The 20,294-nt window shown below is 62.7% G+C and carries 19 protein-coding genes; 11 read left to right on the top strand and 8 right to left on the bottom strand.

Annotation, left to right across the window (positions count from 1 at the left end; translation table 11 throughout):
• The first annotated feature begins 129 nt into the window (after positions 1-129).
• Positions 130-2,247, top strand: coding sequence for an NAD-dependent DNA ligase LigA (gene ligA, locus AC07UX_RS06970; protein WP_495191209.1), 2,118 nt, complete (start codon positions 130-132; stop codon positions 2,245-2,247).
• Positions 2,248-2,283: 36 nt separating this feature from the next.
• Here ligA and chrA read toward each other — a convergent pair whose 3' ends face one another.
• Together chrA and AC07UX_RS06960 are read right to left on the bottom strand one after the other, a co-directional pair.
• Positions 2,284-3,585 (bottom strand): chromate efflux transporter, encoded by a 1,302-nt coding sequence (chrA, locus tag AC07UX_RS06965; protein WP_495191208.1) that lies wholly within the window; start codon positions 3,583-3,585, stop codon positions 2,284-2,286.
• Between the two features lie 146 nt (positions 3,586-3,731).
• A complete protein-coding gene (locus AC07UX_RS06960) occupies positions 3,732-4,118 on the bottom strand; it encodes a winged helix-turn-helix transcriptional regulator (protein ID WP_495191207.1) in 387 nt (128 codons plus the stop codon).
• A 108-nt stretch (positions 4,119-4,226) separates the two neighbouring features.
• Here AC07UX_RS06960 and AC07UX_RS06955 point away from each other — a divergent pair, with 108 nt between their 5' ends.
• On the top strand, positions 4,227-4,838 hold the full coding sequence (locus AC07UX_RS06955) for an NAD(P)-dependent oxidoreductase (protein ID WP_495191206.1): 612 nt from the start codon (positions 4,227-4,229) through the stop codon (positions 4,836-4,838).
• Between the two features lie 73 nt (positions 4,839-4,911).
• Here the strand turns inward: AC07UX_RS06955 and yghU are convergent, their stop codons facing one another.
• The gene (gene yghU, locus AC07UX_RS06950) at positions 4,912-5,781 is read right to left on the bottom strand and encodes a glutathione-dependent disulfide-bond oxidoreductase (protein WP_495191205.1); all 870 of its coding nucleotides are present in this window, start codon (positions 5,779-5,781) and stop codon (positions 4,912-4,914) included.
• A gap of 258 nt (positions 5,782-6,039) precedes the next feature.
• Positions 6,040-6,465, bottom strand: a complete 426-nt coding sequence (locus AC07UX_RS06945) for a universal stress protein (protein WP_495191817.1) — start codon at positions 6,463-6,465, stop codon at positions 6,040-6,042.
• A gap of 389 nt (positions 6,466-6,854) precedes the next feature.
• Between AC07UX_RS06945 and groES the strand changes: the two genes are divergently transcribed.
• Both groES and groL read left to right on the top strand, forming a co-directional pair.
• The gene (gene groES, locus AC07UX_RS06940) at positions 6,855-7,142 is read left to right on the top strand and encodes a co-chaperone GroES (RefSeq protein WP_004211301.1); all 288 of its coding nucleotides are present in this window, start codon (positions 6,855-6,857) and stop codon (positions 7,140-7,142) included.
• A 102-nt stretch (positions 7,143-7,244) separates the two neighbouring features.
• The gene (gene groL / locus AC07UX_RS06935; RefSeq protein WP_495191204.1) at positions 7,245-8,891 is read left to right on the top strand and encodes a chaperonin GroEL; all 1,647 of its coding nucleotides are present in this window, start codon (positions 7,245-7,247) and stop codon (positions 8,889-8,891) included.
• A gap of 142 nt (positions 8,892-9,033) precedes the next feature.
• Here groL and AC07UX_RS06930 read toward each other — a convergent pair whose 3' ends face one another.
• Positions 9,034-9,726, bottom strand: a complete 693-nt coding sequence (locus tag AC07UX_RS06930) for a GNAT family N-acetyltransferase (RefSeq protein WP_495191203.1) — start codon at positions 9,724-9,726, stop codon at positions 9,034-9,036.
• Positions 9,727-9,803: 77 nt separating this feature from the next.
• Here AC07UX_RS06930 and AC07UX_RS06925 point away from each other — a divergent pair, with 77 nt between their 5' ends.
• Positions 9,804-11,819: a putative bifunctional diguanylate cyclase/phosphodiesterase gene (locus tag AC07UX_RS06925; protein WP_495191202.1), complete on the top strand. Its 2,016-nt coding sequence runs from the start codon at positions 9,804-9,806 to the stop codon at positions 11,817-11,819.
• Positions 11,820-11,840: 21 nt separating this feature from the next.
• Here AC07UX_RS06925 and AC07UX_RS06920 read toward each other — a convergent pair whose 3' ends face one another.
• A complete protein-coding gene (locus AC07UX_RS06920; RefSeq protein ID WP_495191201.1) occupies positions 11,841-12,824 on the bottom strand; it encodes a crotonase/enoyl-CoA hydratase family protein in 984 nt (327 codons plus the stop codon).
• Between the two features lie 238 nt (positions 12,825-13,062).
• Here AC07UX_RS06920 and AC07UX_RS06915 point away from each other — a divergent pair, with 238 nt between their 5' ends.
• The gene (locus tag AC07UX_RS06915; protein ID WP_495191200.1) at positions 13,063-13,242 is read left to right on the top strand and encodes a hypothetical protein; all 180 of its coding nucleotides are present in this window, start codon (positions 13,063-13,065) and stop codon (positions 13,240-13,242) included.
• 59 nt (positions 13,243-13,301) lie between these two features.
• Positions 13,302-14,432: a tRNA guanosine(34) transglycosylase Tgt gene (gene tgt, locus AC07UX_RS06910; RefSeq protein ID WP_495191199.1), complete on the top strand. Its 1,131-nt coding sequence runs from the start codon at positions 13,302-13,304 to the stop codon at positions 14,430-14,432.
• 9 nt (positions 14,433-14,441) lie between these two features.
• Here tgt and AC07UX_RS06905 read toward each other — a convergent pair whose 3' ends face one another.
• Positions 14,442-15,944 carry a sensor histidine kinase gene (locus AC07UX_RS06905; RefSeq protein WP_495191816.1) on the bottom strand — a complete coding sequence of 501 codons (1,503 nt, stop codon included), beginning with the start codon at positions 15,942-15,944 and terminating at the stop codon, positions 14,442-14,444.
• Between the two features lie 88 nt (positions 15,945-16,032).
• The gene (locus AC07UX_RS06900) at positions 16,033-16,287 is read right to left on the bottom strand and encodes a NepR family anti-sigma factor (RefSeq protein WP_495191198.1); all 255 of its coding nucleotides are present in this window, start codon (positions 16,285-16,287) and stop codon (positions 16,033-16,035) included.
• A 276-nt stretch (positions 16,288-16,563) separates the two neighbouring features.
• On the opposite strand from AC07UX_RS06900, the gene AC07UX_RS06895 reads away from it, so the two are divergent.
• From AC07UX_RS06895 to AC07UX_RS06880, 4 genes are all read left to right on the top strand, one after another.
• Positions 16,564-17,355, top strand: a complete 792-nt coding sequence (locus AC07UX_RS06895) for a response regulator (protein WP_495191197.1) — start codon at positions 16,564-16,566, stop codon at positions 17,353-17,355.
• A gap of 320 nt (positions 17,356-17,675) precedes the next feature.
• On the top strand, positions 17,676-18,326 hold the full coding sequence (locus tag AC07UX_RS06890) for a sigma-70 family RNA polymerase sigma factor (RefSeq protein WP_495191196.1): 651 nt from the start codon (positions 17,676-17,678) through the stop codon (positions 18,324-18,326).
• A 51-nt stretch (positions 18,327-18,377) separates the two neighbouring features.
• The gene (locus AC07UX_RS06885; RefSeq protein ID WP_495191195.1) at positions 18,378-18,650 is read left to right on the top strand and encodes a hypothetical protein; all 273 of its coding nucleotides are present in this window, start codon (positions 18,378-18,380) and stop codon (positions 18,648-18,650) included.
• 242 nt (positions 18,651-18,892) lie between these two features.
• Positions 18,893-20,281, top strand: a complete 1,389-nt coding sequence (locus AC07UX_RS06880; RefSeq protein ID WP_495191194.1) for a TIGR03013 family XrtA/PEP-CTERM system glycosyltransferase — start codon at positions 18,893-18,895, stop codon at positions 20,279-20,281.
• The last annotated feature ends 13 nt before the right edge of the window (positions 20,282-20,294 follow it).

The raw sequence follows: 20,294 nt of genomic DNA, 5'->3' as shown, positions 1-20,294 counted from the left end.
TGCGTAGGGGCTGAGTAAAGTCGAAGACCCGTATCGAAGCATCAGGCGCGGCGCGCGATCCTTCGATACGCCATTTCGGCTTCGCTCAATGGCTACTCAGGACGAACGGACGAGGTTATGGAGGGCGTTATGACCGACCCCGCGACCCTCACCGACGCCCAGGCCGCCAACCGCCTGATGCGCCTTGCCAAAGAGGTGGCGAAGCACAACCGCCTCTATCACGATCAGGACGCGCCGGAGATTAGCGACGCCGACTATGACGCGCTGATCCGCGAAAATAACGCGCTGGAGGCGGCCTTTCCGCATCTGATCCGTGCCGATTCGCCCAATGCGCAGGTGGGTGCCGCCGCCACATCGACGCTGAAGAAAGTGCCCCATGCCGTTCGCATGATGAGCCTCGACAACGGTTTTTCGGACGAGGATATCGGGGAATTTCTGGCCCGCGTCCGCCGCTTCCTTGCCCTGCCCGAAGACGCGCCGCTGGCGCTGACCGCCGAACCGAAGATTGACGGCCTGTCCTGCTCGCTGCGCTATGAAAAGGGCGCGTTGGTGCTGGCCGCGACGCGCGGGGACGGGACGACGGGGGAGGACGTCACCGCCAATGTCCGCACGATCGCCGACATTCCCCAGCAATTGACCGGTCCGAACCTCCCCGACCTGTTCGAAGTGCGCGGCGAAGTCTATATGGCCAAGGGCGATTTCGTGGCTCTGAACCAGCGCCTGCTCGCGGAGGCCGATGACCCGGACAAGGCGCGCCAATTCGCCAATCCGCGCAATGCCGCCGCCGGATCGCTGCGCCAGAAGGACGCGACTGTCACCGCCGCCCGCCCGCTGCGTTTCCTGGCCCATGGCTGGGGTGCGCACAGCGCCGTGCCTGCCGACACGCAACTGGGCGTGATGCAGGCGATCGCAGGCTGGGGCCTGCCGGTGTCGGACATGCTGGCCTGCGTCGACAGTCTGGAAGCGCTGATCGCCCATTATCGGGCGATAGAGGCGGCGCGCGCCGAACTCCCTTTCGACATCGATGGGGTCGTGTACAAGGTCGATCGGCTCGACTGGCAGCAGCGCCTCGGCTTCGTGGCGAAGGCGCCGCGATGGGCCATCGCGCATAAATTCCCCGCCGAACGGGCGCAGACCACGCTGGAAGCCATCGACATTCAGGTCGGCCGCACCGGCAAGCTGACCCCGGTGGGCCGCCTGACCCCCGTGACCGTGGGGGGCGTGGTCGTCTCCAATGTGACGCTGCACAATGCCGACGAGATTGCGCGGCTGGGCGTGCGTCCCGGCGACCGCATCGTCGTGCAGCGCGCGGGCGACGTCATCCCGCAGGTGGTGGACAATCTGACCCGTGCGGAGGCGCGCGAACCCTTCCTGTTTCCGACCCATTGCCCGGTCTGCCAGTCCGAAGCGGTGCGCGAGGAGGAGGAAGTCGATTTTCGCTGCACTGGCGGCCTCATCTGCCCGGCCCAGCGGTTCGAGCGGCTGCGTCACTTCGTCAGCCGCGCCGCGCTGGATATCGAGGGGCTGGGCGAGAAGTCGATTCAGGAATTTATCGACCTGGGCTGGATCGCCGAACCGGCCGATATCTTTCGCCTGAAACAGCATCGGCCAGCCCTGATCGGCCGCGAAGGGTGGAAGGAAAAGTCGGTCGACAATCTGCTCGCCGCGATCGAGGCCAAGCGCGCGCCGGACGCTGCAAAGCTGCTCTTTGGCCTTGGCATCCGCCATGTCGGCGCGGTGACGGCGCGCGATCTGCTCAAACGCTACACCAGGTTGCCGGCGATCCGCGCGATCGGTGAAGAGATTATCGCCCTGCGCGCCGCCGCCGATCCGGCCGAGACGCAGGCCAAGCGGGACAAGGCGATCGCCGAGCATATCGGCGTCGACAATGTCGGGAGCGCGGTCGGCCATGCGCTGGCCGATTTCTTCCACGAACCGCATAATGTGGAAGCGTGGGACGACCTGCTGCGCGAGGTGTCGCCGCCCGACTATGTGGTCGAGACCACCGCCAGTGCCGTCACCGGCAAGATCGTCGTCTTCACCGGCAAGCTGGAGACGATGAGCCGCGACGAGGCGAAGGCGCAGGCCGAACGGCTGGGGGCCAAGGCGGCGGGTTCGGTCAGCGCCAAGACCGATCTGGTCGTGGCTGGCCCCGGCGCGGGCAGCAAGCTCAAACAGGCCGCGGCGCTGGGGATCGAGGTCATTACCGAAGAGGCCTGGGTTAAGATCGTGCAGGCGGCGGGGTAACATCATGACCGGGGAACAGCCATTATCAATGTGGCTCTAAACCCCGCTCAACGCCAGCCCGGCCACGGCGCAGATCGCCAGCACTGTCATCACCCCGCGCTTGGCCACGAAGATCAGCAGCGCGGCGGCGAGCGCGATGGCGGCAATGCGCCAGTCCAGGCTGGTCCAGTCCGGCCACCACAGCCTGACCGGTCCGGCGGCCACCCGATCCCCGCGCATGAACATTATATGCAGCGCGAACCAGACTGTAAGGTTACCGATCACTCCGACGATCGCGGCGGTCAACGCCGCCAGCGCGCCTTGCAGCCGTGGCGCGCGCTCCAGCCGCTCCATCCACGGCGCGACGCTGAATATCCACAAGAAGCAAGGCGCGAACGTCACCCAGGTCGTCAGCATCGCACCCAGCAATCCCGCGACCATCGGCGTGAACGGGGCCGGCGCCCGGAATGCGCTTAGAAAGCCGACAAACTGGGTCACCAAAATCAGCGGCCCCGGCGTCGTTTCGGCCAGGCCGAGGCCATCGGTCATCTCGCCGGCCGACAGCCAGTGCATCGATTGCACCGCCTCCTGCGCCATATAGGCCAGCACCGCATAGGCGCCGCCGAACGTCACCACCGCCAGTTGCGAGAAGAACAGGCCGATCCGCCACAGGACATGATCGGGGCCGAGCGCCAGCAGGATCGCCAGCATCGGCGCGGCCCATATCGCGACCCATATCGCGATCGACCGCAGCGTCTGCGCCCATGGCAGCGGCCCGACCGGCGCGTCGATCGCCGCCTTGCCATGGGCGCGCAGCCAGTCCGGCCGCATCCGTGCCAGCAGGAAGCCGATCGCGCCCGATCCCAGCACGACCAGCGGAAAGGGGAGGTTGAACAGGAACAGCGCAAGGAAGGCGGCAAAGGCCAGTGCCCGCTTGAACCCGCTGTCCAGCGCGCGCCGGGCGATGCGGATCAGCGCCTGCACGACGATGGCGAGCACCGCCGCCTTGATACCCAAAAACAGCGCCGCCACGGGCTTCATGTCCGCAGCAAAGGCGTAGAGAACCGACAGGCCCAGCATGATCGCTGCGCCCGGCAGCACGAACAGCAATCCGCAGACAAGGCCGCCGATCGTGCCGTGCATCCGCCACCCGATCCAGGTCGCCAACTGCTGCGCCTCTGGCCCCGGCAGCAGATGGCAGACATTGAGCGCGCGCAGGAAAGCGCCTTCCTCCACCCATTGCCGTTCCTCCACCAGTTCGCGGTGCATCAGCGCGATCTGGCCCGCCGGGCCGCCGAAACTGATGAGGCCGATCCGTCCGAAGACTCGGAATAATGTCGATAGATCCGGTTGCGACACGCGCGTCCCCCTTGGGCCGGACACGCCTGGACGCGCCGAGGGCCCGATACAGCCGCAATGCTTGGGCGGGGAACGCCTGAACGGGAGATTGCCTTATCCCGTACGCGCATCATGCGATGATGCAGGGGCGGGCGCAAGAAGGGATTTCAGGCGGCCAGCGCGTCCGTACCGTCATGGGCGCGGCGCGCGGCCATGATGTCGCCGACATGGCTTTCGGCCCAATGGGTGATCTGGTCCAATATGCCGATCAGCCCGCCGGCCAACGGCGTCAGCCGATATTCGACCGTCACCGGCACGGTGGGGAAGGCGGCCCGGCTGACCAAGCCATCGCGCTCCAAACTCTTCAGGGTTTGCGACAGCATTTTCTGCGAAATCGCGCCGATCCGCCGCCGCAGGTCGTTGAAGCGCACCGGCCCGTCCTTCAGCGTCAACATCACCAGCACCGCCCATTTGTCTCCGATCCGGTCCAGCACATGGCGGGTCGGGCAGTCGGGATTATAGGCGTCGCCAATGCGGGGCGGGGATAGATCCATGCTAGTTTCCTGTGCGTAACCAGGTGATGGCAAAGTGCCTTCTTGCGATTATGATATCGCAATCGCTATCTGGTTTCCATCAGTAACCACCCAAGGGAGATTGGACGCATGAAGGTAGCGATCATCGGCGGCACCGGCCGCGCTGGCACGGAAATGAGCGCGGAACTGGCGCGGCGCGGGCATCAGGTGACGGCCATTTCCCGCCATCCCGAAAATGCGGTCAAAGTTGACGGCGTCACGGCCGTTGCCGGTGACGTCCAGCGCCCCGACGCGCTGGTCGATGCGATCAAGGGCCATGATGTGGTAGTCAGCGCCGTCATGTTCTCCGACACCGATCCGGCCTCGCTGGTCGGCGTGGTGCGCGACTCCGGCGTGCCCCGCTATCTGGTGGTCGGCGGCGCCGGCAGCCTGGAGGTCGCGCCGGGCGTGGCGCTCATCACCACCCCGGAATTTCCCGAAGCCTACAAGGTCGAAGCGGGCAAGGGCGCGGATTTCCTGAACTATCTGCGCGGGGTGGACGATATCGACTGGACCTTCCTCTCGCCGTCCGCCTATTTCTTCGTCGGCGAGCGCAAGGGCAGCTTCCGCCTCGGCAAGGACGAACTGCTGGTCGATGCGGACGGCAATAGCAGCATATCCTATGCCGATTATGCCATCGCACTGGCCGATGAGATCGAACAGCCGCAGCATAGCAAGGCGCGGTTTACGGTTGGATATTGAAGCCCTGAAAATCCCCCTGCGTCATCCCCGCCCAAGGCCGGGATGACGCAGGTTCCTGTCTAACGTGAGGGCCTCACGCCGCGCCTTCCAGCTTGTCCTGCGTCTTCGTTTCGAAGTCGCTCGCGGCGTGCCGTTCGTGCAGCTGTTCTTCCAGCGGCCCGTTCACCTTGTTGACCATGCGGCCGCGCTGCACGGCGGGGCGGGCGTCGATCTGCTTCGCCCAGCGCAGGAGGTTCTTGTAGCTGTCCACGTCCAGAAACTCCGCCGCGCCATAGGCCCGGCCCAGCACCAACCCGCCATACCAGGGCCAGATGGCGATATCGGCGATCGTATAGTCAGCGCCGGCCACATAGTCGCTTTCCGCCAGACGCCGGTCGAGCAGGTCCAGCTGCCGCTTCACTTCCATCGTGTAGCGGTTGATCGGATATTCGTATTTTTCCGGCGCATAGGCGAAGAAATGGCCGAAACCGCCTCCCAGCAGCGGGCCGGCGCCCATTTGCCAGAACAGCCAGTTGAGCGTCTCGGTTCGCCCGGCGGGGTCGGTCGGCAGGAACTTGCCGAATTTTTCCGCCAGGTAAAGCAGGATGGCGCCGGATTCGAACACGCGCTGCGGCGGCGATACGCTGCGATCGAGCAGGGCGGGGATCTTGCTGTTGGGATTGACGCTGACGAAGCCGCTGCCGAACTGGTCGCCATCGCCGATCTTGATGAGCCAGGCGTCATAGTCCGCGGCGGAAATACCCGCCTCCAGCAATTCTTCCAGCAGGATCGTCACCTTCTGCCCGTTGGGCGTGGCGAGCGAATAGAGCTGGAGCGGATGGTCGCCGACCGGCAGATCCTTGTCATGGGTCGCGCCGGCGATCGGCCGGTTGATATTGGCGAAGGGGCCGCCATTTTCCTTGTCCCATGTCCAGACTTTGGGCGGCGTGTAGGTGTCGGTCATGCGGGCTGGCTCCGATAAAAAGGATGTGGCCCGCAGGTAGGAAGCGGGGTTACTGCCCGCAACCGAGCGCCGCTCAACTATCCATGATTATTTCGCATCCGTTCGCACCACGGTGTCGCAGATTTGAAATACGCCTCATCATGGGAATGATAGAAGGCGCGTATTTCAAATCCATAAGCCCCACTGGAATCACATATTTGCTGGTGACCCTGATGAATCTGACGTTCGTTTCGCGCTCGTCCGGCACGGTGACGAACGTCAGTTTCGGGTCACCAGCACGCTGACCGGCGACTGGTGGACGATGGCCGACGCATTGGATCCCAGCAATCTGGACGAGAGAGATGGCTGGTGCGACCCGATGACGATCAGGTCGGCGCCGCGCCGTTCCGCCTCGATCAGCACCTCGTCGCGCACGCGACCGCGCCGGGTGAATATCTGCGTACGGGCCGGGTCCAGTCCGGCTTCGGCGGCCCATGCCTGCATGTCGGCTATCGCTTCCTCCTCTTCCCGCTCGTCGAAATCGATCGCCAGCAATTCGGAATAGCGGGTCGGCAGATAGTAGCGCACATAGAGGATATGGACGGTGCCGGTTGTACCGGCAATGTCAGCCGCGGCGGCGATCGCGGCATGGGCCAGGTCCGGATTGTTGACATCGACGGCGGCCAGGATCGTGGCGTAGGGCATCATCCTCTCCTTATGCTTGTGCCGCCTTCAACCGGCGACACGTGCGAGCGATGCGCCTGTCATCAAAGATTCCCGAAGCGACATCTATAAGGAATAGCCGCAATATCCGTGCAATCCGTCGCGCCACGGATGACGGTGGCGCGGGCCAGGCCTATCTGCGGCGACGCGCTGGTGCCGGGTGGGCACGGACAGGAAATTTTTCCGTTTCCGCCCTCTTGACCAGCGAAACGATTTTTCCATATTCATGCCGCTGGCACTCCTGTTCAGTGAGTGCTAACAAAGACAGGTTCATCGGGAGAAGGACAGGCGGACAGGATGGTTTGGAGCACGACTCCAATTGTCCAGCCGCTGCGCCCCATCCCAAATTACGCCAGGGAAAGGCACTCAACATGGCATTTCGCCCATTGCATGACCGCGTTCTCGTCCGCCGCATCGAAGCGGAAGCGAAGACCGCCGGTGGCATCATCATCCCCGACACCGCCAAGGAAAAGCCGCAGGAAGGCGAGATCGTCTCCGTCGGTTCGGGCAGCAAGGCCGAAGACGGCAAGGTGACCCCGCTGGACGTCAAGGCCGGCGATCGCGTGCTGTTCGGCAAATGGTCGGGCACCGAAGTCAAGGTCGACGGTGAAGACCTGCTCATCATGAAGGAATCGGACATTCTGGGTATCGTGGCGTAAAGCTGCGAACCGGATATCCCTTCCCGATTTCGGCGAAAATTCGCGCCCAGTGACGGTGTGAACTTCGCAAATTTTGCAATTCTCAAACGAAGGTAAAAGATCATGGCAGCGAAGGACGTAAAGTTTTCGCGTGACGCTCGTGAGCGCATCCTGCGCGGCGTCGACATCCTGGCCGACGCGGTCAAGGTGACCCTGGGCCCCAAGGGCCGCAACGTCGTCATCGACAAGAGCTTCGGCGCGCCCCGCATCACCAAGGACGGTGTTTCGGTCGCCAAGGAAATCGAACTGAAGGACAAGTTCGAAAACATGGGCGCCCAGATGGTGCGCGAAGTGGCTTCGAAGACCAACGACATCGCCGGCGACGGCACCACCACCGCGACCGTCCTGGCCCAGGCCATCGTGCGCGAAGGCATGAAGTCGGTTGCCGCCGGCATGAACCCGATGGACCTGAAGCGTGGCATCGACCTCGCCGTGACCAAGGTCGTCGAGGACATCAAGGCCCGTTCGAAGCCGGTTTCGGGTTCGGCCGAAGTCGCTCAGGTCGGCATCATCTCCGCCAACGGCGACCGTGAAGTCGGCGAAAAGATCGCCGAAGCCATGGAAAAGGTCGGCAAGGAAGGCGTCATCACCGTCGAAGAGGCCAAGGGTCTCGACTTCGAGCTGGACGTCGTGGAAGGCATGCAGTTCGACCGCGGCTACCTGTCGCCCTACTTCATCACCAACCCGGAAAAGATGGCCGTCGAGCTGGCTGATCCGTACATCCTGATCCACGAAAAGAAGCTGTCGAACCTTCAGTCGATCCTTCCCATCCTGGAAGCCGTCGTTCAGTCGGGCCGTCCCCTGCTGATCATCGCGGAAGACATTGAAGGCGAAGCGCTGGCGACCCTGGTCGTCAACAAGCTGCGCGGCGGCCTGAAGGTCGCGGCTGTCAAGGCGCCTGGCTTCGGCGATCGCCGCAAGGCCATGCTGGAAGACATCGCCGTCCTGACCAAGGGCGAAGTGATTTCGGAAGACCTGGGCATCAAGCTTGAGTCCGTCACGCTCGGCATGCTCGGCACCGCCAAGCGCGTTACCATCGACAAGGACAACACCGTCATCGTCGATGGCGCCGGCGACGCCGACTCGATCAAGGGCCGTACCGAGCAGATCCGTCAGCAGATCGAGAACACCACCTCGGACTATGACCGTGAAAAGCTTCAGGAACGTCTGGCGAAGCTTGCTGGCGGCGTGGCCGTCATCAAGGTCGGCGGTGCGACCGAAGTGGAAGTCAAGGAACGCAAGGACCGCGTCGACGACGCCCTGCACGCCACGCGCGCAGCCGTCGAAGAAGGCATCGTCCCTGGCGGTGGTACGGCTCTGCTGTACGCGACCAAGGCGCTGGCCGGTCTGACGGGCGTCAATGACGACCAGACCCGCGGCATCGACATCGTCCGCAAGTCGCTGACCGCTCTGGTTCGCCAGATCGCCAGCAACGCCGGTCATGACGGCGCCGTCGTTTCGGGCAAGCTGCTCGATCAGGACGACACCTCGTTCGGCTTCAACGCTTCGACCGACGTGTATGAAAACCTGGTCGCCGCCGGCGTCATCGACCCGACCAAGGTCGTGCGTACCGCGCTCCAGAACGCTGCCTCGGTTGCTGGTCTGCTGATCACCACCGAAGCGGCCGTTTCGGAACTGCCCTCCGACGACAAGGCGCCGATGGGCATGCCCGGCGGCGGCATGGGCGGCATGGGCGGCATGGACTTCTAAAACAACGATCATGGCGGGCGGGGCCTGGCTCCGCCCGCCGATCGAAGTCCCTCGCTTCACGCGAACATCGAAAAAAGCCGGTGGAGCGATCCACCGGCTTTTTTCATGCCCTATTTCCCTGTCCTATTGCGGTTGAACCGATCTACGCTGACGGATGCTCGCTCCCTGCCAGCGCCGTCATCGGCAATTTCGCCCGCACTTCGAACCCCAGCGAGCGATACAGGGCAATCGTCTTTTCATGCGCGGCATAGGCGTGGAGAAAGGGTGTTTCGCCCCGGTCCAGCATCGCCTGCGCCACGACCCGCATCAGCGCGCCGGCCAGGCCCCGGCCGCGCCAGTCGGGATGGGTGCATACGCCGCTGACTTCGGTAAAACCGGGCAGGCGCATGCGTTCGCCCGCCACGGCGATCAGCCGGCCCTCCGCCCGCACGCCGATGAAGCGGCCCAGCCTGTGGGTGCGCGACCGGAACGGGCCGGGCTTGGTCAACAGCGCGAGGTCCAGCATATCCGCCGCGTCGCTTTCGTCCAGCGGTACCCAGTCCGGCGGTGGCGCGGTGGCAGGGGTGATGGATGGGGCGACCATCTGCGCCAGCGTGGCGGTGCCATCGACATGGACGCCGGGCGGCGGGGTCAGCGCTTCCGGTCCGATCAGCCACAATTCGCCGTCCGCCGGGACCAGCGCAGCCATCGCGGCAAGGCTTTCGGGATGGCCGTCGATCGCCGCGCCGAACGGGCCGTGCAACGGTTCGAGCCGGCGGGCGCGATCGTCGCCCTGCGCCAAAGCCGCCCAGCCGCTCGACAGGCTGTTCCAGACGGGGCGATCTAGCGGATGCATCGGGACAACTCCCTGTTGGAGAAATATGTGAAGGGCCATACGCCTAACAACAATGTTAACCGAAAAATAAACGGAAAATGCGATGCCCTGAGCGGGAAGCGGAGACCCGCCATTTGCGCGTGCTGAAAACATTATTGGAAAGGCGCAGGGCGCTGGATACCGGTCAGGACGCCGACGTACGGCGGAGCCTGGTCGAATCGCTTTACGCATCGCCCCGGTCCTTGACGATCGGCGCCGTGACCGGCGTTGCGGTCGGCATCGTCATCAGTACGCTGTCCAGGCCCGGACCGATCCAGTTTGTTGTCGCCGTCCTGTGCCTGGTCGCGACGCTCCGCGTCATTTCCGCCGTCTTTTTCCATCGCCAACTGGTGCGCGGCACCGCCGTCGCCTCCCGCAGTTGGGAACTGGCCTATGAACTGGGCGCATGGGGCTATGCTGGCTTGCTGGGCCTGATGAGCTTCGTCACCCTGCTGGGATCGCCCAACCCGGTCACGCACATGCTCAGCGTATCGATGGCCACGGGCTATGCCGGCGGCATTTCCGGTCGCAATGCAGGCCGAGTGCAGATAGCCATCGGTCAGGTGTGCCTTACGCTGCTGCCGACGGCGACAGGCCTGTGGCTGGAAGGATCGACCGGTTATCGCGTCCTGTCCGTAGCCATGGTGATGATGGTACTGGGCCTGGCCGAAATCAGCTCGACCATCCACCGCATCGTCGTGCAGGCGCTGGTGGGCAAGCGCGAAAAATCGCTGCTGGCCGAAAAATTCGAGCGGCTGGCGCGTTTCGACAGCCTGACCGGCCTGGAAAACCGCATGGCGATGCAGATGCGTCTGCGTGAAATATTCGATTCCAACCAGAAGCGGAACGATGCCGTCACCATATTGTGGATGGACATCGACCGGTTCAAGGAGATCAACGACTCGCTGGGCCATATGGTCGGGGACCAGCTGCTCCGCGGGGTAGCGGAGCGGCTGAACGATGTGGTGCAGGGGCGCGGGCGCATCGCGCGATTCGGTGGTGACGAATTCGTCATCATCTGCCCGGACATGGACCGCGTGACTGCCGCTGCATTGGCGCAGGAGATTATCGGCTATTTCGCCCATGGCTTTGACCTGAGCGACAATCACCTCCAGGTTACGGCTTCGATCGGCTATGCCGTCGCGCCGCAGGACGGCCGCGACATGGACGAACTGATGCAGCATGCCGATCTGGCGCTCTATGAAGCGAAGCGGGAAGGGCGCAATCGTGCCGCCAGCTTCAACTGGTCGCTCAAGGAACGGTTCAACCGTATCCACGAAATCGAGACGGGTCTGCGCCGTGCGCTCGACGGTGGCGAACTCAAGCTGCTCTATCAACCGATCGTCGATCTGGAGACGGGACATATCGATGCCTGCGAAGCGCTGCTGCGGTGGGATCATCCTGTGCTGGGGCCCATTCCGCCGTCCGAATTCATCCCGATTTCGGAAAGCATGGGCATGATCGAGGCGATGACCGGATGGGTGCTACGCGAAGCCTGCACCACCGCCGTCGCCTGGCCAGGGGACGTGCGCATCGCCATCAATATTTCGCCTGCTTCGCTCAAATGCGCCGAACTGCCGGGCAACGTCATCGCCGCGCTGCTGGAATCCGGCCTGCCCGCCCGCCGGCTGGAGCTGGAGGTCACGGAGTCGATCTTCCTCGACAATAGCGGACAGACCAACAGCATCCTGCGCGAATTGCAGCGGATCGGATTGCGGCTGGCGCTCGATGATTTCGGTACCGGTTATAGTGCGCTGTCCTATCTGCGGTCCTACCGGTTCGACACGCTCAAAGTCGACCAGAGCTTCATGGCCGGCGTCAGCGCCAATGCCGAGGATCGCGCCATCGTCCGCGCGATCGGCAATCTGGCGCGCGACCTCAATATGGATACGGTGGCCGAAGGGATCGAGACGCCGGACCAACTCGGCCACGCGCGTGAAGCCGGCTTCACCAACGTGCAGGGTTATCTGTTCAGCAGGCCGGTCCCGCGCGAACGGATCGCCGAACTGATCGCGGCGGGGCCGCTGGCCGGCAGCGAACGCCCCGATCCGCTGCCACGCCGCCGCCGCGCCTGATCGCGGCGGCGCGTCCTTCGTTTACCCGCGCAGCCGGGTTTGCGCGGCGGCCAGGCGGCGCATCATGCGCAGGTCACGGTCGGACAGGGCCAGCGCCGTGTCGGTCCAGGTTTCGACGATATCGACCAGTTCCTCCAGCGTCATCGGATTGACCCTGCGGCCGGCCCGATTGATGCCGACATAGCCGGCATGATGCGACGCATGATCCTTGATCCACTGGGCCGTTGCGGCCTCACCCTCGCCGGTTTCGACCACCTGGGTGACGATGCCCATGTCGCACATTTCCTCGGCGGTATAGATGCGGCCATCCGTCAGCATCTGCCGCGCCAGAACGGGGCCGACCCGGCGGGAAAGGATGGAATAGGCGCCCATGCCGGGGAAGAGGCCGAACAGCACTTCGGGCAGGCCGAAGCGCGCTTGCCGTTCGGCGATGATGACGTCGAAGCACATCAGCGCCTCCAGCCCGCCGCCCAGCGCATCGCCCTGAGCCAGGCCGATGTTGATGATGTTCATGTCGTTGCAATGCCAGATGCGATCGACGATCTCGCAGCAGGCGATGCCATATTTCAACAGCGTGGCGCGGTCGCGCCGCTGGATGCATTCGGCGAACATCTCAAGATCGCCACCCAGGTTGAACACGCCGGGAAAGCGCGATCCCAGCACCATGAATTTCAACAGGCCGCTTCCATCGCCTGCATGCTTGTCGTCGAAGACGCGCTTGCTTTCCCGCTGCCAAGCCATGGTGTCGCGAATCAGGCCCATATTGCTATTGGGCCGTTCCAGCGGCGTCATGAACGCCCAGAGCGTCGAAAGATCTTCGTCCCAGCGGACGTCGATCTGTCCCAGGTCGAATAAGGTGGACTGGCGGAATGCCCGTTCCAGTCCGGTGTCGCCCGGTGTTTCCGTAGCGGCGAGCGGCGGAAGTTCGGCGCTGCCTGAGACATCGTCGTCGGATGCGACCTCAGCCTCATCTCTGGTCGGATTAAACCGTCCTGAATCAATCATCTGCGACCCCATTTTGCTATACGGCATGAAAAGATCAGGCTCGCACGCAGCATGCAATCAACCCGAACATGATTGACAGCCCGTTAACCATTTTTGGTCAGCACTGTTGCAGGGAGGTCGCCCTAAAACCCATCCAACCCGCTCTGATGTGGCGCAGAAGCCACAAACGGCATTGTTATTCGGTCGTAAAATTCCTGGCTCAGGCCTTTGTTAACCTTTATTAATTATGCCGCTGGGCATGAACGAGCCGCGTCCACACAGCCCCTGCGTCACCCTCGCCCTGCACGATGAGCAAGGCGATCCCTGGCCGTTGCGCCTGTCGGCGGATTGTTTGCGCTTCATCGGCCCCTATCGCCGGGTCGAAGGCTTCCATATCGATGCGATGGCGCTGTTTGAAGGCGTGCGCAGGGCGGGCTGAACCGGTCGGCCGATCGGCTGGTCCTTGAATGCGTGCCGGTTCGCCATTAGAGCGCGGCGATGACCAACCCCCGTTTTTCCTTCTCGATCCATGCCACCGATGGCAAGGCCCGCACCGGTGCGATCCAGATGCGCCGCGGCGAAATCCGTACGCCGGCGTTCATGCCGGTGGGGACTGCTGCCACCGTCAAGGCGATGCGCCCTGCCGAAGTCCGTGCTACCGGCGCAGACATCATCCTGGGCAACACCTATCACCTGATGCTGCGTCCGGGCGCCGAGCGTATGGCGCGCCTGGGCGGCCTGCACGGCTTCATGGGCTGGGATCGGCCGATCCTGACCGACAGTGGCGGATATCAGGTGATGAGCCTGAGTGCGCTCACCAAGATGAGCGAAGAGGGTGTCGCCTTCTCCAGCCATATCGATGGGTCGAAGCATATGCTGACCCCCGAACGCTCGATGGAAATCCAGCGGCTGCTCGACAGCGATATCGTCATGGCGTTCGACGAATGCACCAAGAATGGCTGCACGCATGACGAGGCCGCCAGGTCGATGGAGCGCTCCATGCGCTGGGCCAAGCGGTCGCGCGACGGGTTCGATGCAGGCGGCGATCATACGACACGCGCCGCATTGTTCGGTATCCAGCAGGGATCGCTGGACGAGGGGTTGCGCCGGGTATCGGCGGAAAAGCTGATCGAGGTCGGCTTCGACGGCTATGCCGTGGGTGGCCTGGCGGTGGGCGAGGGGCAGGAGGCGATGTTCGCCACGCTCGATTTCGCGCCCGACATGCTGCCGCAGGACAAGCCGCGATACCTTATGGGCGTGGGCAAACCGGACGATATCGTCGGCGCGGTGGAACGCGGCATCGACATGTTCGATTGCGTGCTGCCGACCCGGTCGGGGCGTAACGGGCAAGCCTTCACCTGGGCAGGGCCGCTCAATATTCGCAATGCCAAGTTCAACGAGGATAAGGGGCCGCTCGATCCGCGGTGCGGCTGCCCGGTCTGTGCGACCTGGAGCCGGGCCTATCTGCACCATCTGGTGAAGGCGGGCGAAATGCTGGGGGCGATGCTGATGACCCAGCATAACATCCATTTCTACCAGGAGTTGATGCAGGGGCTGCGCGACAATATTGCCGCCGGCACGCTGGCCAGCTTTACGGCCGATTTCCGGCGTGACTATCGGAAAGTCTGATCCGGCATTTTACGGGATGATGGTGATGGCGATGGCGTAGCTGCCCGTTTCGCCATCATAATCCAGCGGCGCACGCAACTGGCGTGACAGGCCGGTCAGCACCCGGCCATAGCGTTCGTCGAGATAGCTGGTCATGGCGTCCGAGGTCTTGAGGCCGGATGACACTATCGTCAACCGCGCCCGATCGTCGCGGTTCGCTTCCAATTGCACGGAAATCCGCATGGTTGCCTGAGGGGCGAGCATCATGGCGAGTTCGACCAGTTCGGTCAGCAGGAAGGCGATCGGCACGGCCACATCCTGACTGATGTGCAGATTGTCGCTGTCGATCTGGATCGCGAACCGGCGGGCCGAAGCGGGCGCCGTACCGCGCAGGCTGGCCGACAATTCGCTGATGAGCGGACGCACGCCGACGCCGCGATTTTCCTCCAACTCAGCAAAATGATTGCGATGGACGACCGATAGCGCATCGACCCGGCGCTGGATCGACGCATAGGCATCCGAGGCTTCGACATTATGCGCCGATCGGGCGTGCAGATTGATGAGGCTGGCAATGATTTGCAGGTTGTTCTTGACCCGATGATGGACTTCGCGGGTCAGCTTGCGCTGCGTTTCCAGCCCGTCTGCCATCTCCGCCTCATGGGTGGCGACGTCCTTGCTGATCTCGTGAAACGTCTCGCCCAGCGCCATGATCTCTTGCGCAGGTGTACGGATGCGCTGCATCGGTTCCAATACTTCGCCCGGCTGATAGGCCGCGACCACGCGGCGCAGCACGACCAGCGGGCGGATCAGAAGTCGATTGACGACGAACCAGCCAATCGCGGCAGCAGCGAACCACATGACCAGCGGGAGAAAGAGCGACAGCATGCGGGCCAGCGTGGCCGGCGGTTCGCGCACCGTCATGGTAAGCAGGATATCGGGCGGATCGAGACGGGCGGACAGGCTGTTGCTATGGCCGCTGACGCCGCCGCCCGGACGGCTGACGATCAATTGGCGCGCTCCCTGCCGCAGCGTGAGTTGCCGATTTTGCAGCGCAGTGGCAGGATCGGCGACGCTTTCCAGCTGGGCGCGCGAATAATAGGAGAGGGCGACCAACCGGCCATTGCCGCTGCGTACCCGACTGACCAGATGGGTTGGCAGCAATTGCGCGATGGGCCGCGCGAAACGATCGGCCGGGGTGATGCCTGCCGGTTCGGGCTGCCGGGAATTGCACAGGCGGCGGCCAGCGCGGTCATAGATATAGAAATGACCGCCTTCGGCATCGTGGGACGTCAGGAAAAAAGCCAGCCGCCGACACATGCCCTTGTCGGCGGCACCATTGGCCAGTGCATTGACGGTCAGTTCCAGCGCCGTGCGGTCCGACTGTAAATCGGCGGTCAGCTTGCGGGCGCTTTGCGTTACCGCGACGCGCAACAAGGCGTCCTTTTCCAAATCGGCGGTGCGAATCGCCTGCAAGGAGGCGACCAGCGCGATCAGCCCCAAAGGCAAAAGAGCCAGGGTCAGGATGAGAAACATCTTGACGCCGGTCGATCGGAAAAAATGCAGCAAAGGCTCGATCATAGAGCGGGCTGCCGGAGGAAGGCTGCCCCCAATCATAAGCGTATCAGTCCAATTTGCTCAGCAGATCCAGCATTTCGGCGGGAATATCTTCATCTACAGCGCGTTGATAAACCGTACGCAAGGCGTTGGAGACGTTACCATCCTCCTTAGCCGCGCCCGACCGACGCTTGCGCTGGGCGGCGGAGCCCTTCACTTGTGTTTCTGGAGACGTGACGTCGCTAATACTGTCGTCATTGGCCACGCCCCGCTCCGTCGTTGAAGAAACCAAAATCAGCCCCTCTACAGCAATTTTCGCCATGCCGGACCGCCCGTTTCGCGGGTTTCCGCCATGACGTCAATTCGCACAACCATGCAATCCATGAGAAATTCAGGATTTCGTCGAAAAAACCATGTGGATGCGAAACAAATTCCCATGTCGTTGGTTCCGTCATCCGAAGCATTTTTTACGCTGTGCGGCTTTGCGCAGCTATGGGGCGGCGGGGGGTTGTCATGAAGTCATCGACATTCCATCCTACGCGGCGTCCCCATGCTTTGGGACAATGATGCCCCAAGAGGGCAGGGAGAAGACTTTACGATGTCGCTTGGACAGCAACTGCACCCCCATCTTCCGTTCCTGCGCCGCTATGCGCGTGCGTTGACCGGCAGCCAGAACCACGGTGACGCCTATGTCCGCGCCGCACTGGAAGCGATCGTCGCCGCGCCGGAAGAATTCCCCAGTGACGTCGATCCGCGCCTTGGGCTCTACAAGACTTTTCAGGCGATCTGGTCATCCTCTCATCTGGAAGATTTGCCGATGTCCGCCGGCAATGGCCGCGAAGCGATTGCGCAGGCCCGTCTTGCGCGGTTGACGCCGTTGCCGCGGCAGGCGTTGCTGCTCACCGCGCTGGAAGGCTTTACCGTCGACGACGTGTCCTACCTGATCGATCTGGACAGTGCCGATGTCGAGGCGCTGGTCGAGGAAGCGCTGGGCGAGATCGAAGCGCAGACCCGCGCCAAGGTCCTCATCATCGAGGACGAGCCGATCATCGCGATGGATATCGAGACGATCGTGCGCGACCTTGGCCATGACGTCACCGCCATCGCCGTGACCCGCGAGGATGCCGTGCGTGAGGCGCTGGCTGACAGGCCGGGTTTGGTGCTGGCCGACATCCAGCTGGCCGACGACAGCAGCGGCATCGACGCTGTGAAGGACATTCTTGCGGAATTTTCCGTGCCGGTGATCTTCATCACCGCCTTCCCGGAAAGATTGCTGACCGGCGAGCGTCCGGAACCCACTTTCCTCATCACCAAGCCTTTCCAGCGTGCGACGGTGAAGGCGGCCATTTCGCAAGCGCTCTTCTTCGACGAGGCGACCGCGCCGGCCTAAGGCATGCGAGGTCAGAAAGTCACGGAACCCCGATCGGAACGCTGCGTTAATGATGCGTAACGATCGGGAGGCGTGTCATGGCCGAACAGGGAAGACATTCCACAACCGATGATGCTTGCGCAGGCGCTACCTCAATGTGGTGCGCCACGTGCTCGCTATTTCGCTGGCGGCCTTCGCCATGTCGATGGTGACTTGGCGTTAGGGCGAAAGAACGGAAAGTTGGTTGTTGATAGTGATCGGTTTAGGATGCGGATACACTTATGGCTTTGACGACGTCGGTTCATGCGGCGGATACGGAATCCGATACGGGGGTTGTTCCCATGAATGAGGACGTTGGCGAAATCAGCGGGATCGAAGAACGTGCGACGCTGTCCGATTCGGATTTCAAGCGCGAATTGGCCGCTGTGATTCCCCATCTGCGCGCCTTTGGCCGGTCTTTGTCCGGCAATCGCGACGTGGCCGACGATCTGGTCCAGGAAACTTTGCTCAAGGCATGGGCAGCGCGTAATCGCTTTCAGGCCGGCACCAACATGCGCGCCTGGACCTTCATCATCCTGCGCAACCATTATCTGTCGCAAATGCGCCGCTCGCGCTTCCGCGGGGAATGGGACGATCTGACTGCGGATCGTATTCTGGCTGCGCCGGCCGGGCAGGACAAGCATGTCGAGCTTTCCGACATGCAGCGCGCTTTGCTGCAATTGCCTCAGCCGCAGCGAGAGGCCTTGATCCTGGTAGGCGCAGGCGGCTTTGCTTATGAGGAAGCCGCCGAGATTTGCGGCGTTGCCGTCGGTACGATCAAAAGTCGTGTGGCGCGCGGCCGCGCGGCGCTGGAACAAATATTGGAAAGCGGCGACCTGCCGTCCCGCCGTACCCAGGAAACCACCGATACAGCGGTGCTGGACGAAATTATGGAGGATGTCGATCGTCTGAGCCGTGGACGCGGCGCCGCTGACGTCCATGAGGATGACTGATTGGAACGTTCGTCTCCCGTTGTCCGTTATCCGGACTTGAGGAGATAATTTATGGGCGACATGCCATCTGGCCGGAACGATGAGCGACATCCGGTGTCACCGCATGTTTCCGTCGTCCGTCGATCGAAGGGTAGCGGGGTCGTCTTCGCGCTGATTGCCATTGCATTGATCCTGGCTATCGGTTTTTTCTACATGACCAACGAACGACGCGGCGATGCCCAGGCCGATAAGATCACGCGTGCTGCGGGAACCGTGGATGATGCCGCGAAGGTCGTGAGCCAAGCCGCCCGCAACGCAGCCGACACTTTACGCAACGAGCATTGAGGCAGGGCCGATCCGTCGGGCCGATGATGCGACGACGCAACGATGTGCGTTGCTTATGGCGTTTCCTGCGCGTCTGACCGGCCCGCCTCCATTCCCCTTTCCAAAGAGTTGCCCCTGGATTCAGCATTTCTTTGCCATTGTCGGGCAGAGTATATCCACTGTCGGATTATCTTACAGCCGTTGTAAGGCAATCCGGCTCCCCGGAAGGCGCCGGATTGGCGGCCAGCAGGATATGCACGACGATGATAAGGCTGTTCAAACATTATGTGCCGCATGCGGTGCTGCTGCTGGGACTGCTTGATTTCGCACTGCTGCTAGGCGCCGCAGAAGGGGGATGGATATTGCGCGCGCGGCAGATCGGCATGGATGTCGATCATGTCATGACCCGATCCGGCCCATTGATCAGCTTCGCGATCGCCATCCAGACCGCGATGATCGCGGTCGGCGTCTATGGCACCGAAGCCCTGCAATCCATTCGTTTCGCCTTTGCGCGGCTGCTGGTGGCGGTGTCGCTGGGCGTGATTTTCCTGTCCGTCCTCTATTTCCTGTTGCCCGGCATAACGTTGTGGCGGTCCAACTCGCTGTACGCCATGGGCCTGGCCATGGGGCTGCTGGTGACGGTTCGGTTGCTGCTAGGGTCGATGCTGGGCGGAGAAGCGTTCAAGCGGCGGCTGGTGGTTCTGGGCGCGGGCAATCGCGCCAACCGGATCAAGGAATTGGAGAAGAAGCGTGGCGCCGGATTCCTGGTCGTCGGCTTCATCGCCATGAATGACGGGCCGCAGGTGATCCCCGAAGCAATCAACCGCGACGCCGTGTTCAACCTGTCCGACTTCGTCGTTCGGCTGAACGCCAGCGAAGTGGTGCTGGCGCTGGAGGAGCGGCGTAATGCGATCCCGATGAGCGACCTGCTGCGGATCAAGACGACTGGCGTCCATGTCAACGATCTTTCCAGTTTCCTGGAGCGTGAGACGGGCCGTGTCGACCTGGCCAGCGTCAACCCAAGCTGGCTGATCTTTTCCGACGGGTTTTCGGCCGGCCGCCGCTTGTCGAGCATCGCCAAGCGGCTGTTCGACGTGGTTGCCAGTTCGATCCTGCTGGCGCTGACCGGCCCGATCATTCTGATCGCCGCTATATTGGTGAAGCTCGATACCAAGGGCCCGGCTTTCTACCGGCAGCAGCGCGTCGGGCTGTTCGGACAGGAATTCTGGATCGTCAAGTTGCGCACGATGCGGCTGGACGCCGAAGTCAACGGGCAGGCGGTGTGGGCGGAAAAAGATGACCCGCGTATCACGCGCCTGGGCTATTGGCTGCGCAAGCTGCGTATCGATGAACTGCCGCAGACCTGGACGGTGCTGAAGGGCGAGATGAGTTTCGTCGGCCCACGCCCCGAACGGCGCCAGTTCGTCGAGGATCTGGAACAGCATCTGCGCTATTATGCCGAACGGCACATGGTAAAGCCCGGCATCACCGGCTGGGCACAGATCAACTATCCCTACGGAGCATCAATCGAGGATGCCCGGCACAAGCTGGAATATGACCTCTATTATGCCAAGAATTACACGCCTTTTCTGGATCTGCTGATCCTGATCCAGACCTTGCGGGTCGTGCTCTGGCCCGACGGCGCGCGCTGAGGCGTTAGCGGTT

The organism is Sphingobium sp. GW821-FHT02B05, assembly GCF_059421905.1.
This window is presented reverse-complemented; position numbering and strand designations above follow the sequence as displayed.

Excerpts from the sequence above, each read along its gene's own strand:
- ligA (WP_495191209.1), top strand. The coding sequence starts at position 130 with ATGACCGACCCCGCGACCCTCACCGACGCCCAGGCCGCCAACCGCCTG.
- AC07UX_RS06960 (WP_495191207.1), bottom strand. The coding sequence starts at position 4,118 with ATGGATCTATCCCCGCCCCGCATTGGCGACGCCTATAATCCCGACTGC.
- AC07UX_RS06955 (WP_495191206.1), top strand. The coding sequence starts at position 4,227 with ATGAAGGTAGCGATCATCGGCGGCACCGGCCGCGCTGGCACGGAAATG.
- yghU (WP_495191205.1), bottom strand. The coding sequence starts at position 5,781 with ATGACCGACACCTACACGCCGCCCAAAGTCTGGACATGGGACAAGGAA.
- AC07UX_RS06945 (WP_495191817.1), bottom strand. The coding sequence starts at position 6,465 with ATGCCCTACGCCACGATCCTGGCCGCCGTCGATGTCAACAATCCGGAC.
- groES (WP_004211301.1), top strand. The coding sequence starts at position 6,855 with ATGGCATTTCGCCCATTGCATGACCGCGTTCTCGTCCGCCGCATCGAA.
- groL (WP_495191204.1), top strand. The coding sequence starts at position 7,245 with ATGGCAGCGAAGGACGTAAAGTTTTCGCGTGACGCTCGTGAGCGCATC.
- AC07UX_RS06930 (WP_495191203.1), bottom strand. The coding sequence starts at position 9,726 with ATGCATCCGCTAGATCGCCCCGTCTGGAACAGCCTGTCGAGCGGCTGG.
- AC07UX_RS06925 (WP_495191202.1), top strand. The coding sequence starts at position 9,804 with ATGCGATGCCCTGAGCGGGAAGCGGAGACCCGCCATTTGCGCGTGCTG.
- AC07UX_RS06920 (WP_495191201.1), bottom strand. The coding sequence starts at position 12,824 with ATGATTGATTCAGGACGGTTTAATCCGACCAGAGATGAGGCTGAGGTC.
- AC07UX_RS06915 (WP_495191200.1), top strand. The coding sequence starts at position 13,063 with ATGAACGAGCCGCGTCCACACAGCCCCTGCGTCACCCTCGCCCTGCAC.
- tgt (WP_495191199.1), top strand. The coding sequence starts at position 13,302 with ATGACCAACCCCCGTTTTTCCTTCTCGATCCATGCCACCGATGGCAAG.
- AC07UX_RS06905 (WP_495191816.1), bottom strand. The coding sequence starts at position 15,944 with ATGTTTCTCATCCTGACCCTGGCTCTTTTGCCTTTGGGGCTGATCGCG.
- AC07UX_RS06900 (WP_495191198.1), bottom strand. The coding sequence starts at position 16,287 with ATGGCGAAAATTGCTGTAGAGGGGCTGATTTTGGTTTCTTCAACGACG.
- AC07UX_RS06895 (WP_495191197.1), top strand. The coding sequence starts at position 16,564 with ATGTCGCTTGGACAGCAACTGCACCCCCATCTTCCGTTCCTGCGCCGC.
- AC07UX_RS06890 (WP_495191196.1), top strand. The coding sequence starts at position 17,676 with ATGAATGAGGACGTTGGCGAAATCAGCGGGATCGAAGAACGTGCGACG.
- AC07UX_RS06885 (WP_495191195.1), top strand. The coding sequence starts at position 18,378 with ATGGGCGACATGCCATCTGGCCGGAACGATGAGCGACATCCGGTGTCA.
- AC07UX_RS06880 (WP_495191194.1), top strand. The coding sequence starts at position 18,893 with ATGATAAGGCTGTTCAAACATTATGTGCCGCATGCGGTGCTGCTGCTG.